14 protein-coding genes and 1 tRNA gene are annotated in these 16,139 nt (G+C 43.7%); 3 read left to right on the forward strand and 12 right to left on the reverse strand.

Annotation, left to right across the window (positions count from 1 at the left end; all coding sequences use genetic code 11):
• Nucleotides 1–93: 93 nt before the first annotated feature.
• The 3 genes from selB to ACXAGQ_RS20515 all read right to left on the reverse strand — a co-directional run bounded on the left by selB (nt 94) and on the right by ACXAGQ_RS20515 (nt 3,573).
• Nucleotides 94–1,908 carry a selenocysteine-specific translation elongation factor gene (gene selB / locus ACXAGQ_RS20505; protein WP_475256361.1) on the reverse strand — a complete coding sequence of 605 codons (1,815 nt, stop codon included), beginning with the start codon at nt 1,906–1,908 and terminating at the stop codon, nt 94–96.
• A complete protein-coding gene (gene selA / locus ACXAGQ_RS20510; protein WP_475256363.1) occupies nt 1,905–3,272 on the reverse strand; it encodes an L-seryl-tRNA(Sec) selenium transferase in 1,368 nt (455 codons plus the stop codon). Before selA ends, selB begins: the two co-directional genes overlap by 4 nt.
• A gap of 209 nt (nt 3,273–3,481) precedes the next feature.
• Nucleotides 3,482–3,573, reverse strand: a tRNA-Sec gene (locus ACXAGQ_RS20515).
• Nucleotides 3,574–3,919: 346 nt separating this feature from the next.
• Here ACXAGQ_RS20515 and ACXAGQ_RS20520 point away from each other — a divergent pair.
• Together ACXAGQ_RS20520 and ACXAGQ_RS20525 are read left to right on the forward strand one after the other, a co-directional pair.
• A complete protein-coding gene (locus tag ACXAGQ_RS20520) occupies nt 3,920–4,363 on the forward strand; it encodes a GrdX family protein (RefSeq protein WP_475256364.1) in 444 nt (147 codons plus the stop codon).
• Between the two features lie 188 nt (nt 4,364–4,551).
• Nucleotides 4,552–4,857: a hypothetical protein gene (locus ACXAGQ_RS20525; protein WP_475256366.1), complete on the forward strand. Its 306-nt coding sequence runs from the start codon at nt 4,552–4,554 to the stop codon at nt 4,855–4,857.
• Here ACXAGQ_RS20525 and ACXAGQ_RS20530 read toward each other — a convergent pair.
• From ACXAGQ_RS20530 to ACXAGQ_RS20570, 9 genes are all read right to left on the reverse strand, one after another.
• Nucleotides 4,854–6,011 carry a winged helix-turn-helix domain-containing protein gene (locus tag ACXAGQ_RS20530; protein ID WP_475256368.1) on the reverse strand — a complete coding sequence of 386 codons (1,158 nt, stop codon included), beginning with the start codon at nt 6,009–6,011 and terminating at the stop codon, nt 4,854–4,856. The two genes, ACXAGQ_RS20525 and ACXAGQ_RS20530, sit on opposite strands and share 4 nt — an antisense overlap.
• Before the next feature lie 720 nt (nt 6,012–6,731).
• Nucleotides 6,732–8,252, reverse strand: coding sequence for an ISNCY family transposase (locus ACXAGQ_RS20535; RefSeq protein ID WP_475250885.1), 1,521 nt, complete (start codon nt 8,250–8,252; stop codon nt 6,732–6,734).
• A 501-nt stretch (nt 8,253–8,753) separates the two neighbouring features.
• Nucleotides 8,754–10,016 (reverse strand): L-methionine/branched-chain amino acid transporter, encoded by a 1,263-nt coding sequence (gene yjeH, locus ACXAGQ_RS20540; RefSeq protein ID WP_475256370.1) that lies wholly within the window; start codon nt 10,014–10,016, stop codon nt 8,754–8,756.
• 482 nt (nt 10,017–10,498) lie between these two features.
• Nucleotides 10,499–11,347 carry a glutathione-dependent disulfide-bond oxidoreductase gene (gene yghU, locus ACXAGQ_RS20545; protein ID WP_475256371.1) on the reverse strand — a complete coding sequence of 283 codons (849 nt, stop codon included), beginning with the start codon at nt 11,345–11,347 and terminating at the stop codon, nt 10,499–10,501.
• Between the two features lie 9 nt (nt 11,348–11,356).
• A complete protein-coding gene (locus ACXAGQ_RS20550) occupies nt 11,357–12,046 on the reverse strand; it encodes a glutathione S-transferase family protein (protein ID WP_475256373.1) in 690 nt (229 codons plus the stop codon).
• 110 nt (nt 12,047–12,156) lie between these two features.
• Nucleotides 12,157–12,798 (reverse strand): DsbA family oxidoreductase, encoded by a 642-nt coding sequence (locus ACXAGQ_RS20555; RefSeq protein WP_475256375.1) that lies wholly within the window; start codon nt 12,796–12,798, stop codon nt 12,157–12,159.
• Between the two features lie 375 nt (nt 12,799–13,173).
• Nucleotides 13,174–13,770, reverse strand: a complete 597-nt coding sequence (locus tag ACXAGQ_RS20560) for a TetR/AcrR family transcriptional regulator (protein ID WP_475256377.1) — start codon at nt 13,768–13,770, stop codon at nt 13,174–13,176.
• Nucleotides 13,771–14,066: 296 nt separating this feature from the next.
• Nucleotides 14,067–14,582 carry a hypothetical protein gene (locus ACXAGQ_RS20565; RefSeq protein WP_475256378.1) on the reverse strand — a complete coding sequence of 172 codons (516 nt, stop codon included), beginning with the start codon at nt 14,580–14,582 and terminating at the stop codon, nt 14,067–14,069.
• A 264-nt stretch (nt 14,583–14,846) separates the two neighbouring features.
• A complete protein-coding gene (locus ACXAGQ_RS20570) occupies nt 14,847–15,095 on the reverse strand; it encodes a DUF2798 domain-containing protein (protein WP_475256380.1) in 249 nt (82 codons plus the stop codon).
• 86 nt (nt 15,096–15,181) lie between these two features.
• Here ACXAGQ_RS20570 and ACXAGQ_RS20575 point away from each other — a divergent pair, with 86 nt between their 5' ends.
• Nucleotides 15,182–16,102, forward strand: coding sequence for a LysR family transcriptional regulator (locus tag ACXAGQ_RS20575; protein WP_475256381.1), 921 nt, complete (start codon nt 15,182–15,184; stop codon nt 16,100–16,102).
• Nucleotides 16,103–16,139: the final 37 nt, after the last annotated feature.

The raw sequence follows: 16,139 nt of genomic DNA on the forward strand, positions 1-16,139 counted from the left end.
AATAACGTTCTTTCAACAATCAACGACAACAAAAAAGCCTATGCTCAAGATGAGAATAGGCTTCGTTATGCTAGCAACCGTATCGTCGTTTAACTAAACACACGCTGTATCCAATGCCTTCAGTACTTCCCTGTCATTATCAACCCGTTTGATCCAGCCATCGGCCTCCATGCGGTTGAGCAGCGGGATCATGTATTTTCGGGATAGCCCTGTTCGCTCCCTTGCCTCCGAGATAGCAAAACGCTCCCCTTCTCGCCGACAGTGAAGTAGGTCTTGTACCAAACCTTCGTAAATTGATGCGAGGTAATATATTTTCCCTTCCATCGGTACCGCAAAACCAAGCCTGACGAGGTTTCTCAGCTCTTTTTGGGCACCAGGAATTTTTTCTTTGTCCGCTTCATAACCTTGCTTGCCGGCTTGATCCATATGCTCAAGGATCTTCTTGGCTGTTGGCGACAACTGGGCTTCATTCTGCCCACTACCTAGTGAGTAGAGCTCATTACATTGTCTCAGCTTGCCTTCTTGAACCAGCACATCAAGCACAGCCGACAATGGGGCGACTGCCATTTGTAATTTGCCGCTCAGCTCAATGGCCGACAAATCAATTTGGCCTTGCTTTAAAAGCGCCTCAACCTGCTGGTAGGTTTGGCTATAGCACTCCTCGGTAAATAACCAGTCGCCACACACTTTATACTCTGACTCATCCAGAGATTGTTCACCCCGTTTGGCAAAACCGTACAAAGCCATATTGATCGTGACGTAGTCTTCCCACGCAGGATGCTGTGGCATCGCCATCAAGAGATCATAGAGTTTATTGCGATGGCTCTTTTCTACAGCTCCCGACCATACAATGGCTCCGCAATTGAGGATACGGCTACCACCATGCTGGATCAGCAGGGCTCGCTGGTTCCAGAAACAGCTCGCAGCCTCTTTCAAGCGAAGCCTGGCAAGATTGGTTCCCTTGAAAACAAATATTTTGGCGAGCGTATTGAAAGTACCAAAGGCGACTTCGACTTCACTGTTATTTCTGCACTGCCTTCCAGGTGAAGAGCTTTCAAATAGCTGGCTATCGAGGCGGATGATCAGCTCATCGGTGACAAAGGGCGTCTCTTTCCGGCTGGTTAAGCAGAAGCCACGCTCAACCTCTTTTTTCTTGATGCCCTTCAGGCCAATTGCCACACGTGATACCGGCTTGGCCAATTCAATATTCTGATGATAGGACTGCAAGCTTTTCACCTGCACTTCACGCCCACCAGGCTGCATGAACAGCTTTTGGCCGACAGCAAACTCCCCGCCGCAAAGGCTTCCGGTCACCGTGGTACCGACACCATTAACCGTAAACACGCGGTCAATGTACAAGTGGCCGTGACGCTCATTGTCTTCGCGTTCTTCGTTAACTGTTTTATCTAGCTTCTGGCAAATATGCTGGCGCAGACCATCAACCCCTTTGCCTTGGTGGGCTGATACCGTGACCGAGTCAGGGATAAAACCCGCTATATCGAGAAACTGCTCAAGCGATTCCTCTTCGACGAGGGCCAACATATCTTCATCGACCAAATCAGATTTGGTGATCACCAAAGTGACATTCTCAATGCCCATCGAGGCTATCACCTTTAAATGGTCAGTCGACATCTGCATCCAGCCTTCATCGGCTGCCACCACAAACAACACCATATCGAGGCTCCATACCCCGGCGACCATGTTGCGAATAAAGCGTTCATGACCCGGGACATCAATCACCCCAACTGGCTCACCATTTTGGTGTTTGAAGTAGGCAAAGCCCAAATCAATGGTCATGCCTCGCTTTTTCTCTTGTGGCAAGTGCGCCGTATCTATCCCGGTAAGCGCCTTGATCAACGCTGATTTCCCATGATCGACGTGCCCCGCCGTGCCAACAACATAACTCATAGCAACACCTCCGCCAGCTGGCTACGCAAATAGGGTATTTCTGACGCTTCTATCGTTGCCATATTGAGCTGAACCTTGTCACGCTTGATCACCCCAATCACTGGCAGCGGCCATTGTCTCATCACGGCTAATAGTTTCTCTGGTGATCGCTGGTAAACAGGCTGGCTAGGGTTGATCTGAACTGACCATGAGGGATCATCCTGATCAGGCAGCGATCCGCCACCTACTGTCATCTCTGACTGAACAACCGTAATGTGGTCGTTGAAGCCATCGGCAAGTGCCTGTGCCCTTTGCTCCAGCAACGGAAGGTCAACATGGCTTTTGGTTTCCGCGACACCTTCTCCCTCTTGCTGTTGGTTGAGCTTTCTCACCACCAACTCCTCCAGCAATGAATACACGATACGGCTAGGGCGAAAAGCACGCATCATCGGATTTTTCTCAAGTTGTTTAATCAGTCCATCTTTGCCTGAAATCATGCCAGCCTGTGGCCCGCCGAGGATCTTATCTCCCGAGTAACACACCAGATCCGCTCCTGCGTCGATATAACTGGCTACGCTCGGTTCATCCGGCATCTGCTCGGTTGTTGTACCAGAGCCCTGATCAACGGCCAGGATCACATGCCCTGGCAGTGCACTCGCCAGCTCTTTCACATCCGGAGATTCCGTAAACCCCCGGATCTTGAAATTAGAGGTATGCACTATCAACACCATCGCTGTCTCATCAGTGATGGCGTCAAGGTAATCTTGTGTGGTTGTGATGTTGGTCGTCCCCACTTCCACCAGCTTGGCGCCAGATAAAGCAAGGATATCTGGGATCCTAAAGCCACCACCGATCTGAATTTGCTCGCCGCGAGATACAATCACTTCTTTACCTTTGGCGAGTTCGTGCAACAACAAATAGATGGATGAGGCATTGTTATTCACTACCAACGTGTTCTCAGCTTTAGTGAGATATTGCATCAGTTGTTGGAGTAGTCCTTTGCGCTTTCCTCGCTTGCCGGTACTCAGGTCTATTTCCAAATTACTGTAATGGGTATTCACCTCGGTGACCTGTTGCCAGAGTTCAGCATTGATCGGCGAGCGCCCCAAATTGGTATGAACAATGACCCCTGTACCATTTACCACCCGCTGCAAACGCTGCTGGTTTAGTAGCCAACAACCCTGCTCAATATTGTGATATAGCTGTTCAAGCGAGAAGAGGTGATTTTCAGGGTCTTGCAGGTGCCACCTTTTATAACGAGCCACTTGCTCGCGGACGGCATCGGCCACTACAGGGCGGCTCAAGCGCTCGATGAAAGGTGCCAGGAAAGCTTGCTGGAGGATTTTCTCAATTTGTGGAATTGACGATAAGGTGCTTATTGCCATGATAAAGCCCCAATAGTTAAAAATAAAACCGTCAGACCAAACATGCTAACAGTTATGAATTAAGTAGGGCTTAGAAAAAGTCAGGGACAATAATAGATGAAGACTTGATATAAAATCAGTGGTATTAAAATGCCGCCGTCATTTTTCACCCCTGAATAAAACAAACGGAAAATTGATATTTTATAATTTCCGAATATTTAGAAATGAGTTGGCGGAAGGAGCAGGAATCGAACCTGCCAAAGCCTATTCAGCTCACGTCGGTTTTGAAGACCGGGAGGGCCACCAGACCCCATCCACTTCCGCGTTTCGTTGGAGCCAATATACTCATATCAATCATTGAGTTAAAGCCAAAAATAATCGTTGTGTGAGCTTGCGGGCAAAGTGAAAATATTATGCAACACAATGTATTTAAGTGTGCGTTAGTTAACATTATTCTGCTTGTGTATAATTTTCCATTTTATGCTTTTATCATTTTCCAATACAGATTAATTACAGCCAATTAACATTACTCATATTTTGACTTTTCTTAACTATTTACTTTGTTTGACCGTTATATTTTTCGCAAAGAATATCCAACAAGATCAAATTTGTGCATTGAAAATAAATCTATAATACGGCGGTATATTAAAACAATAATGGACAAGAACGTGAGATACGACAGACTAGAAATTATCAGCAACAACTTGAGCCTTGCGACCCTATCCCCCCATGTCACCATTACACACCGGGATCATATTCTGGATGTACTGACGTTAGCGCGAGACAAAATTCACCTTGGCGCACGGTTAGTCTCACATCCTTTGGCGGGTAGCGTTAAGCCGCACGAAACGCCATACCGGAGCATTGTGTTACTTAATCAGCAGGATGGACTGGATATGGCATCACTCAATACCATCGAGCAAGCCATTGAGCGCTATCAAATCCTTTGCAACCCGAACCCAAGCCACTTAACGCTAACCGCTGCAGACATTCACCGCCTGTTTCCTGAAAAGCAAAACCGTGATTTTCAGTTCATCGATTTGCAACTTATCAAATCCAGCTTGAGTGCAATGGGGATTCGCTTTGCTGAATACCAAGCTGCTGTTGTCTAACTCCCCATACAAAACTTGAGGCTGTTAGCCCACGCAGCCTCAATGCTCATCAGTGTTTTCTTCTTCTAAAGCCGTCTCACATATGAGAATTGAGTAAAATTCTAACGCTCTACTGACATAACTCTAACTTTAACTCCTTCTAAAGACAGTAAAATAATTACTGGTATAAAAAATAACTAAGGGATGACATGTCGAATTTACAGACAAAGGATTCGATGTATTGTAATCGCTGGCAATCCGAGAATGTGGGCAGGGTCACTGTTGTGTGCTCTGAGCACCAGCTTGGCTGGTTACATGATACAGAGCTATCAGGGGTGGAAATCATCATCACAACCGCTGCTGATTGCTCTCGGTACAACTTAAAGCGGATCCCTTCCATCTTGTTCCATGAGCATGGGCTGATCACCAGCGGCATCAAGCTCTCGACAGCGATTCAGGATTTGGAAAAAATGCTATTGCGAAAATCTAAATACAAGAAAAGCACAGATAACTAATACGGTGTGGTGGACGTTTTCACTATTGTATATCCACCGCATTGATTGAATTTTGCAAAAGCTTGCAGCTCTAGATCGAGTGCTGCTAAAAAAGCCTCTTTTGCCTTTAATGAGCTTTCCAGGAACAAATGGATCACCTCAAGCCTAGATGCCTTCCTATTCACTTTACAGTCCGCCCTTGCAACCAACCTGCCATCCCATAGTATCGGCAAACAAAAATAGCCAAACTTACGCTTTGCCGCTGGCACGTAACATTCCAATTGGTAGTCGAAGTTGAAAATCGAGTTTGCCCTGCCCCTTTGGATCAGCAGGTTATCAAACGGAGAAAGGATCTTGGCCGTTTTACGGGAAAGGCGCTGGTTAAGCAGAGCCAATGATTCAGGGCGAACGTAATAGTCAACGTTGCTGACCTTAACCCTTTCAACCTCCCGGTTTTCCAATAGCTCGTCCAACGCAACCGAAACCTGCGCCTTCACCCCTTTAAGTAAATAGGTGATTTCACCCAAGGTGCCGATAGCATGTGACTTAAGAAAGCTAAGAACAAGAAAACGGGAATATTCCTGCTCACTGGGTATTGACGTATCAATGTGTGTCGGCAAAACCCGCTCGGTAAGATCGTATACCTTGTGGAAGTTGCGACGCTCAGTGATCATCAAATCCCCCTGCATATAGAGCATTTCTAATGCCTGCTTGGTGGGTTTGCTCTCCCACCCCGTTTTTTTGGCAAGTTTAGACTCGAAGTCTTTAGCCATTAACGGCCCGTCCGACGCTATACGTTTGAGGACATTGGACATCAGCTTGGGATCTTTCTTGAACCAGTGGTTCTGCACGCCAGAGCGAATCGCTAGCTTACGGGGCAAACTAAACCGGTAGGCGTCCATCGGCAGATAAGATGCCGCATGCGACCAATACTCGAATGCCAGCTTATCTTTAACCAATTGATCTAAATGTTGAGGTTGATACTCAGGGTTTCTGCTCCATAGGGTATGGTGGTGGGCGCGCTGGACAACTGAAATCGTATCTATTTGCACGTAGCCAAGCCGTGCCAATGCTGAATAAGTCTTTTCGTAAGCACTGGCTTTCTGTGGTTTAGCCGGCAAGCCTTGGGAAAGTAAAACCAGTTTCCTGGCTTCTGTTATAGACAGAGAGTTCATGATAATGCAGGGGGTAACCTTCCTTTGAACACCGGCTGATTGTCTCCTTTGCCTTTGCGCTTGTCCATGGCTACGTTCTCTTACCCCTCTTATGTTATAATTTTAAATTATCAATAATATAATTTTTGATAATTTCAATTAATTGTGCATTCTCCATATACTCTCTCCATCGAAACAAATCTTGTACTCATCACCAAGCAAGACATCAGTGTCTGGAGCGAATTATGAAAATGAATCACGTAGGTTTTTCCTAATATCGGTTTTAATCTTTAAATGTTGTCAGTATACATTCAGTATCTTACCAATGGGTTGATGCGTTTAATGATTATGATTTTGCAATATCTTCCTCTGAAACACTTTTACCTATTTTCATCTTCCCTCCCAATGATTAAAAAAAGCGAAGGGCATAACTCAATTATATGCCCTATGTATATTGAATAAATATTCACCAATTGATATCACTAGTAGTTAAAATTGCTTAACGAAGTAGAGCCTATCAACTTTGCCGCTTGAGTAGAGATATAGATTGAGTCTAGAATCTGTTGTCCCAGAAAGAGCCTTTGAAACAAATTATTGCGCAAAGGTGTGTTTGCCGTGATCGATGAGCTAGCCTGGGTATGAGCTAGCCTGGGTATGTCATTACTGAGGGAACATGACGGGATAAATACCAACCGATTCTGTCATGCTCCTATATTCTAGTTCCCATGTTGCTCACTCGCCTTACACGTCGATATTCATCGATTGTGATTTTTTAATCCTAAGCTCCCTAGTATTGAGTTTTTCTTCCTTCCAGATGTTTTTAATCGTGCCGATACTCACGGTGATGTCATGTTGTTTTAACTCCATCATTAATTGCATTAATGTCGCATGAGGGTTCAGCAGCGTCAGCTCGATAATCTTGTCTTCTGCGTGCTCTGGTATGCGATTCTTACTGCGCTTGAGGGGTTTATTGATGCGCTTTAACCCCATAGGCCCTTCCTCGGCCATTATTTTCTGATAGGTGTAAAGGGATTGGCGGGAGCAGCCAAGGATACGGGCGGCTTTAGAGATACTTCCAAGTTGTTCAACGAGCTCTAATGCTTCTATTTTCCGCTGAACCTCTTTGCCATATTCACTGCATTTTCGGGGCTCAACGAGTTCCGTTATATCGAGCCGACGGTGGCCAAAATAGGCAGAGAAGGTGCCGTCGAACTGACAGCGGATTTCCACCTGTTGGTTGACTATCGAATAACGGATAGGCGAGTCGATAACGTACATCTTGTTATCGAAGCTGAACGTGTGATCTCGCCGTATCTTGCGGTACTCTTTTTGCACACAGATAGTGTTGAGGTCTAAATCATCTGGTAAACGCTTAAAGGCCGAGCGTACGCTTTTCGGCTGAACCATGACGTGTTTTGCCCAGTAGTTTGGGATGAACTCTTCTTGTAGATACCGATTAGCACTTGCCATATCCGTGACTTTGTTTAATCGAAGTTCAGGCACAAGCCGATCTTGGAAGGTATCGAAGGATCGCTCTATACGCCCTTTGCCCTGTGGTGAGTTGGCGAAAATAATCTCGATACCGAGCTCCTCACAGGCACGCTGCATTTGCGAGAAGTTGCTGCGCTTAGGGCCGCCAAAAATACCGGCTCTATCCACGTAAAGGGTTTTGAATATGCCTCGTTTTTCGATATAAGCCCGCATCACTTTCATGCACCCTTCCGTGGTTTCAGACGGGAAAAACTCAGCATGGATATCACTGGTGGCATCATCAATGATGGCAATCAGGCAAGACCGTTCATCACCGAACCAGCGATGGGGGCTACCATCCATTTGCAACATGAGCCCAGGCGATTCCATACGCTCACGATACTTTCGGACTCGGCTTCTGCGTCGCTTGGCACGCTTCACGTGATGGATATCATGGGCCCACGACCGCAGGGTTTCACGTTTGATTGAGAGTCCTTCATTCTTCGCCAGGAGCTCTGATAGGTGTTGCAGGTTGAAGTCGTAATACTTGGTCTGGATGAGGTTTTGCACCTCTTTCTTGAGCGACTCTGGGATTTTATTAACAGGAGCACGGCCTTTGTTGCCATGAATAACGAATTGAATGCCTTCTTTCCGATAACGGTTCAAGTAACGTTCGATTGTTCTGCGTGACTTGCTGAGCAAGGTTGCGGCGCTATTGATACTCATTCTGCCGTCGATAACTTTGGCAATAATATCGACAGTGAACTGGGATTTGGAATCCATGTAGAACATCCTTAGCACCTTTTAAAGCTCCATTAATTACTTTAAAAGGTACGCTAAATGAGTTCCGTCAAATTCCCTCGGTAGTTAACGTAATGACAAAGTCGCTTGGTAGTTAACATACGACAGAATCGCTTGGTGATCACATGAGCTAGCCTGGGTAGCTAGCTCGAAGCTGGACAGAACCGTCTTAGAGCAATTACTTCAATTAGAAAGGTACGAATAACATTTTGTATTAGAAAATCGCTTAGTGAAGTGTTCAGTCCAGCTGGCGCAGTTCATACGTGCAGGTGGTGCCTGATTGTACTTATATCGAGAGATTACCAAAGAAGCTTTCACTGCTTAAGTCACGAAGCGACTGAAAAAACAGACCTCCCGTAAACTTTATAACAGACACGATATTAAAAATGCAAAGTATCAACCATTTTCGATAGGCCAATCAAATACCTCAGATCATTTCATATTGGAATCACGCCGCTAACATTCAACAACGAGATCCATTAAATTGTATTATTAAGTTATATTTGAGTAGTTCCAAACTCCTTCAAGCTTTGGTACAGCCCACCACAATACGCCAAGTAAACACACTGAATATAACATGGAAATACCAATAAAAATGAACACTAGTATGCAAATGACCATTCCAATTACAGCCACTATCTTTGCTGTTTTTTTAAGGAGTTTTACTGCACTCCACATTGCAAATAGGTAGATAAGAACAAAGATACTATTCGCCAAAGTGAGAAATGCTTCAGTATCAACATCGAATATATCACCCAATACGCATGATACCACTAATATTGCCCCAACAAATAGTGTCGCCTGTTTAGGCACTCCATTATTTGAAATCATTGCAAGCTTACTTTCTGGCCGATATTCCCTTGCAAGTGACCAAACCATACGAGATAAACTTTGAGTGTATAAGTTAATAGTCGAAAAACAAGCGAGGAATCCAACAACACTAATTATCCATATAGCACCTGATCCAAATAGCTTACTCGTTAACAAAGGTATTGACGTGATATTAACATTACCACTACCATAAGCATGAAATTCAAGGATCAACGTAGAAAACAGGTAATACACTGTTCCTGCAACCAAACAGCCAATAATAATAGAAATTGGGTAGTCTCTTTCTGGATTTTTAAAATCCTCTCCCATATGGGCGAATGCTTCAATGCCGACAAAACACCAAAACATCACCGAAATAGCCATCGTAATGTTTGACACATGTTCAATTGGGTTTGAACTTGGGAAAAGAGTAAGATTTGTTGGTTCAGCTCGCCATATGAATGCCGCAACCAAAACCATGATTCCGATTGCAATTAAAGTTTGAAACCGACTTGAAGACTTTATTCCAATCAAGTTAATTATAATGAGTAAAATCACTACAAGAAGTTGAGTAACTAACGAACCAGATAAATAATCTGGTAAAAACTGCTGTGCAAAACCACCAGCAATTGTAATTGCCGCTGGTATACCTACAGGTATCACACTAATAAACAGTAACCCTATAGCCTTTTCCAACCTTTCCCCGAACGCCTGTTTTACAAAATACGCTGTACCTCCAGCGTGAGGGTAGCGGCGTCCAAGTGCTGCAAATGTTATAGCAATAGGACACACCGCAATAATGAGAAACCACCATGCCCATAGAATCTCATGCCCTGCAATACTTGCCGCGATTGCTGGTACCATAAATAGACCGGTGCCAAGCAATGTTGTAGACATCATCCCAATTCCGCCAAGTAGCGTGATATCACTTTTTAACTCAGACATAATTATGTTTTATCTTTCTTGTTTTTATATGAAAAAATAGTTTTAGAACACAACTGTAAAGCTAAAACATTCATATTATTAACTTCTAATCGTCATTCAAAACAATCAAAAATTGACACATTACATATTGTAATATGTATTCATATTTACCATTCAACCTAATTAACTTGTTAATATGATACAAATAAACTATCGCCACTCAGGAAAAAATGTCCGATTTTCTCTTGACACAATTAATGAAATATCGAGCAGAGATCATATTTTTAATAACTAACATCGGAAATACTCACTCTTCTTGATATATACGAAGATGATAATACATATGATTAAGTTCAACCCAAATTTATAATAAGTAATATATTCGATTTAATAGGTAAAAGGAAAAGCACTGCTTACTTCAAATCATTCGGTTTAGTAACCAGCACCTAATAGCCGCGAGACCACCCTCAGCTATTAGGCTGCCATCAGTTTTCAAATATACACTACTTATTTAATACTTTGGTTATGTCAACAGCATCATGACGCTCAGCCAACTGCTCGTTGTCATCTCCCCATACTCGGTTGACAATTCGGCCACGCTTAACTGCTGGGCGATCGGCAATTTCTTTAGTCCAACGCATCAGGTTCGGGTAGCTATCAACACCAAGAAACTCTTTTGCATTGTATAGATTCCCTAACATCAGGTTGCCATACCATGGCCAAGTTGCAATATCAGCAATCGTATACACATCACCTGCTAAGTAGCGGTTATTGGCAAGGTGCTTGTCTAGTAAGTCCAGCTGGCGCTTAACTTCCATCGTAAAGCGGTTAATTGGATACTCAAACTTTTCCGGCGCGTAGTGGTAGAAGTGACCAAAACCACCTCCAAGGTAAGGCGCTGAGCCATGGAGCCAAAACAACCAATTTAAGGTGTTAACCCGTTGAAGTTGGTCAACCGGTAGAAACTCTCCAAATTTCTCGGCTAGGTGCATCAGAATAGATGCTGACTCAAAGACCTCGATTTGCTGCTCACCACTACAATCAACCAGCGCAGGGATCTTAGAGTTTGGGTTAACCCCAACAAAGCCTGAAGAAAACTGGTCACCCTCGCTGATGCGGATAAGATGCGCGTCATATTCAGCCTCGGGATAACCCGCAGCCAACAACTCTTCCAACATAATTGTGACTTTCTGGCCATTTGGGGTTGCAATCGAATAGAGTTGTAATGGGTGTTTACCCACCGGTAATGCCTGCTGATGGGTGGCACCTGATACAGGGCGATTAATCTTGGCCCATTCCCCACCGTTTTCAGAATCATGGGACCATACCTCTGGTGGAATATAATTACTCATAAAATCACCTTATTTACCACGTTGCTCTTTCGCAAAATTTGATGGGTAAAGTGCACGCTGTCCCTCATCATCCATAGTCGATTTAAATGTCAGCTCACTATCTATATTACGTGCCTTTGCTACGGCCGGACGACTGTCTATCTGCTCAAACCAACGCTTCAAGTTCGGGTATGGTGCAAGCCCATCTGCATTGAGCACAAAGCGGGCCTTGTCAATCCATCCCCATGCTGAAATATCTGCGATCGTATATTCATTACCAACGATGAATTCACGGCCCTCTAAGTGCGTATCCAATACTTCGTAATGACGCTGGGCCTCACGTAGATAGCGGTTCTGAGCGTATGGAATAGACTCTGGGGCTTTGTGCTGAAAATGAACCGACTGACCTGAGAATGGACCTAGACCTGAAGCAATGAACATCATCCAAGATAAAAGTTCTGCACGATCTTCTGGCAGGCCACCTAGCTTACCGGTCTTTTCTGATAGGTACATTAGGATAGCACTCGAATCGAATACACGCTGACCGTCATCCATGATGGCCGGTGTTTTGCCATTAGGGTTGATGGTGCGGTACTCTGGTGTATGCTGTTCCCCTTTCATGGTATCAACAGCTACCAATTCAAATGGCAGATCAGTCTCCGCTAGAAACAGAGCGACTTTCATTGGATTTGGGGTCTGGTGGAAATAAAACTTAAGCATCGTAAAACTCTTCGCGGTTAAATTGTAGGTATTCAATATTAGCGAAAGCCAATATGTCGTTTATATAAACCTTATTTGCACTAATCAGGCAAAGTGCCAATAAGGAAAAATTAATTCGCTTCAATAACTTGAGACAAGACTTGTTTATAGTTTTCCACTGGATGAGCGCCAGTTATCGCACTTTCACGATTAATAATGACCGTTGGTACCCCTTCGATACCAAGTTGTCGCCACTGCTGTTCTACGCTGCGGATCTTCACTTTACGGCTCTCATCTTCAAACACTGAGGTGTCTGCCTCAATACCAACGCTTCCTGCTTCCGCTAGTAAAACTTGGCGATCTGAGACGTCTTTATGCTCACTGAAAAATGCGGCAAACAGGCGTTGCTTTAATTGATGCTGCAACCCCTGTTCATGCGCGAGATCCAACAGCATATGGGCATCGAAGGTATTAACCATGCGCATGTCTTCGCTATAGTTAAAAGAGAAATCATGCTCTGTGCCAAGCGCCTTGATGTTAGTACGGGCACGCTCGCTATCTTCACGGTTAGAGCCGTACTTGCGCAACACGTGTTCACGTAAGTTCTCACCTTCTGCCGGCATCTGTGGATTCAGTTCGAATGGCTGCCACTCAATCTCTACCTTGTCGGCAATACCCAATTCGTTGATTGCTTCTTCTAGACGCTTATAACCGATAATGCACCATGGGCACACCACATCAGAAATGATATCTAGCTTGATTTTATCAGCCATATTCTACCCTTTGCTTGCTATTTGCTAGCCTACATCGTCAGCGTCAAAACGGTATTTACCGTGAAGAAATTAATAAAACCGCTACACGAATATTGAAGCTAATTTATGGAAGTTAACTATGTTAGTAGCTCCCGAACCTAAAAGCCCTCACGGCTTAAGCTTGAGAAGCGAGGGGAAAAATGCCATTTTCCTTACGGGCTTTGCCTGCAAGTTACTTTTATCGATTCGGTCATAGATAACATTTTTTAATACTATAAACCCATTTGAACGACCGCTCAAGATATTTTTGAACGAATACTCAAAAATATTTACATCGAGACGTTATATAGCTGATTAATATATAAAAAAACCTCCAACAGGCGGTTATGGAAGCATTTAATTAAATGGTGGCTGAGTGAAGATGGCATCGACTAACTGGGTTAACTCTTGCTGGCTCAACGTTTGCCTATTTGCCCTTGCATAGTTACGTAACCCTAATATTTGCACCTGCAAGTAACGCGCTAACTGTTTGGGATCTTTATCCGCAGATAATTCACCTTCAAGTTGTGATTGCTTTAATAGCTCAGTAAATCGAGCCTCAGCCTGCTGTAACAACTGTTGAGCAAAAGCCAATAATTCTGGCTGCTCATCCGTCAGTTCAGCCACACTTTTTTGCAGCATACACATACCATTAGGTGCTCCTTGCTGGGTATCAACCACTACCTTGCGGGTAAATAAAGCGAGCCCCGTGAGCGGACTCCCAGCCTCTTTGAGGCTATTGTTAAGCGCCGTTGCGCTTAACCCTGCATAATGAACCAACGCTTCCTTATATAAGCCTTCTTTGCTGCCAAAGGCGGCATAAATACTACCAGGACGCATATCAATCACATCCTGTAAGTTGCGCATAGAGGTGCCGTTAAAGCCCTTTTGCCAATATAGGTCAGTCGCCTTCTGTACTACCAAGTCGCGATCAAATTTAGCCTTCGTTGCCATAAGTAGAGACTCAAAATGAATTGAAATATGTCTACATTATACTTGAACTATCGCTCAAGGCTAGTTTAAATGCACGAAAATACATTTATGATGTATCATCATGAAAAGTAAGTACTATTGATTTAGATGGTATATTGGACTATTCCCTAGGCATACATATGGGTTGTTAGTAATAAAAAATTTTGATGAATATATTTTTAAACTCTATTAAAATATTTGTATTAGAATTTTATCTATTTAATTGAAAAATAAAATATCACTAAAAAATAAAACGCTGGTCTTGGCCAGCGTTTACATTAATTGCCTTTCTTGTAAAGATAAGCATTCAACCATGCAATAGAAAGAATAACCAATGTGAACACTGGTGGCTTTGATTGGAAAGGAAGTACTTCAGCTGGCACATTCGGTAATAAGTGAACATACACTGCAACGAACATAATAACAGTAGTTAATGCTGTCGATGCATACATAATCAAGGTTCTCATATCACGCGCTAGCGATCTCCCACCGATTGTAATCACCAAAAGAAGTGCACCTGCTGCCATTTCACCCAGTTGGCCAGCCCAACGCGAAAGAAATGGGAACGGTAGTTCACTAAGTAAAATTTGCTGCGTGAACATTGTGTTGAACGGTTCGAAGAACTTCACCGTACCCGCCATCAGTAGAAAAGCCCCGAGCAAGCCGGTCAAGATTTTCTGTGATTTAAGTATTACTGAATCTCTGGAGTCATATCTTCGATATAGGAAAAAACCCGTGATGATCATCATAGAACCAATCAATGCCAGTTCCAATAAAAGTTGTTGTGTATTCATGCTACAATCTCTTAATATAAGATATTAACCGACAAACATATTGCCAGCACTATCATCAGTTAATTTACACTTTAATAAAATCCTGCAATATAACCCACCACGAAAATTATGCTATATTCAGTAACTATATTTAATTTGTCATCAACCCATCATTTTCTGTATTCGTAAGTAACTTATTGACGGTTTACTTATATATAGCTATCTTCAATGGTGGGTTTACCATAATATTTAATTTTGTGTTAAGTTCTATTATGTTGTATCTGATTAATTATTTTTCGGAACCGGTTCAAGTAACACTTTCGATACAAATATCCGAACTGTCGGTGCAACCACTGCAAGTAACATCAGTGCAGAAGGAAGCATCTGGCATACAGCAGCTAACCAAGCTTTATAAAAAGACATGCCATCAGGTAACGTCTTGTAAGCCATAATTGCTGGCATGCTAAGAAGCATAGTGGGTAGAACCATCGAGACCATGAGTGGATACTGGTATTTGCGTGGAAATTTTTTCATGTTGACACCTCATTCATTTGTTGGATTATTTTAAACAACCAGGCTGTCACCAAAAACAGTCAATGTTGAATCAAAAGCGTGCAAATATGAAAGCTAAAGACATTTCAAACCTATATCTTTTTTGCCAAGCGGTAGAGTGCGGTGGTTTTGCTGCTGCAAGTTTAGTCACTCATGTTTCTGCTCCGACACTCTCCCGTGCCGTTGCACATCTGGAAGAGCAATTAAGTGAAAAATTGGTTCACCGAAATGCCAAGCAATTTCAGCTAACAACTGCCGGTACCGAATACTACAACCGTTTTGCAACAATATTCTCTCAGCTTGATGAACAGTGGATTCAACTCTCCAACAGCCAGCCTTCCTTGACGGGGGAAATCAGAGTTTCCTGCCCTGAACCGTTTGCTGATTATTTCCTACAGCAAATCGCGATTGACTTCATGGAATTGCACCCCGATGTGACCATTTCTATTCAGTTTAGCTCTGGGACCGAACGTTTTTTTGATGATCAAATTGATCTGGCCCTTGCGACCGCTCCCCCACATGCATCACACCTTATACAGCGCCGCCTTTTCCAGTCTCCACTCGTGCTGGCAGCGTCTCCTGAATATATTGAAAAATATGGTGCTCCTGAGCGGGTCGAGGAATTAATCCACCATCGATTACTTGCAGGCAATGATATGCCATATTGGGAGTTTATCGAAGATGGAAAACCTATCCGTATCCCTTTTCAGTCAAAGTATGCCATTAGCAGTTTACGGTTAACCATTAATGCTACCCTCTCCGGTGTGGGAATATGCCTTATGCCCCTCGGCCCTTTCGACCAGTTCTCTGAACAAGGTAAATTGCTACCCATCCTGCCAAATGTTGAGTGCCCAACAGGAAAAGCGTACATGGTGTGGGCCGACAGGAAGCTCATACCAGCCCGGGTCGCTGCTTTTCGAGATATGGTGTTTGAACGATTCCAGCATCCCGTTGGTTTTTTGAATTCAATAGTCGAAAGTACAAACTAAATTGGAAAGCCCATCTGATGGGCTTTTTACCAGGGTC

This window comes from Photobacterium sp. ABD4_091 (assembly GCF_056160145.1).

Bases quoted from the DNA above. Each gene is read 5' to 3' on its own strand.
- ACXAGQ_RS20525 (WP_475256366.1), top strand. From the start codon at position 4,552: ATGTCGAATTTACAGACAAAGGATTCGATGTATTGTAATCGCTGGCAA.
- ACXAGQ_RS20565 (WP_475256378.1), bottom strand. From the start codon at position 14,582: ATGAATACACAACAACTTTTATTGGAACTGGCATTGATTGGTTCTATG.
- ACXAGQ_RS20555 (WP_475256375.1), bottom strand. From the start codon at position 12,798: ATGGCTGATAAAATCAAGCTAGATATCATTTCTGATGTGGTGTGCCCA.
- selA (WP_475256363.1), bottom strand. From the start codon at position 3,272: ATGGCAATAAGCACCTTATCGTCAATTCCACAAATTGAGAAAATCCTC.
- ACXAGQ_RS20535 (WP_475250885.1), bottom strand. From the start codon at position 8,252: ATGTTCTACATGGATTCCAAATCCCAGTTCACTGTCGATATTATTGCC.
- ACXAGQ_RS20570 (WP_475256380.1), bottom strand. From the start codon at position 15,095: ATGAAAAAATTTCCACGCAAATACCAGTATCCACTCATGGTCTCGATG.
- ACXAGQ_RS20530 (WP_475256368.1), bottom strand. From the start codon at position 6,011: ATGAACTCTCTGTCTATAACAGAAGCCAGGAAACTGGTTTTACTTTCC.
- yghU (WP_475256371.1), bottom strand. From the start codon at position 11,347: ATGAGTAATTATATTCCACCAGAGGTATGGTCCCATGATTCTGAAAAC.
- selB (WP_475256361.1), bottom strand. From the start codon at position 1,908: ATGAGTTATGTTGTTGGCACGGCGGGGCACGTCGATCATGGGAAATCA.
- yjeH (WP_475256370.1), bottom strand. From the start codon at position 10,016: ATGTCTGAGTTAAAAAGTGATATCACGCTACTTGGCGGAATTGGGATG.
- ACXAGQ_RS20550 (WP_475256373.1), bottom strand. From the start codon at position 12,046: ATGCTTAAGTTTTATTTCCACCAGACCCCAAATCCAATGAAAGTCGCT.
- ACXAGQ_RS20575 (WP_475256381.1), top strand. From the start codon at position 15,182: ATGAAAGCTAAAGACATTTCAAACCTATATCTTTTTTGCCAAGCGGTA.
- ACXAGQ_RS20560 (WP_475256377.1), bottom strand. From the start codon at position 13,770: ATGGCAACGAAGGCTAAATTTGATCGCGACTTGGTAGTACAGAAGGCG.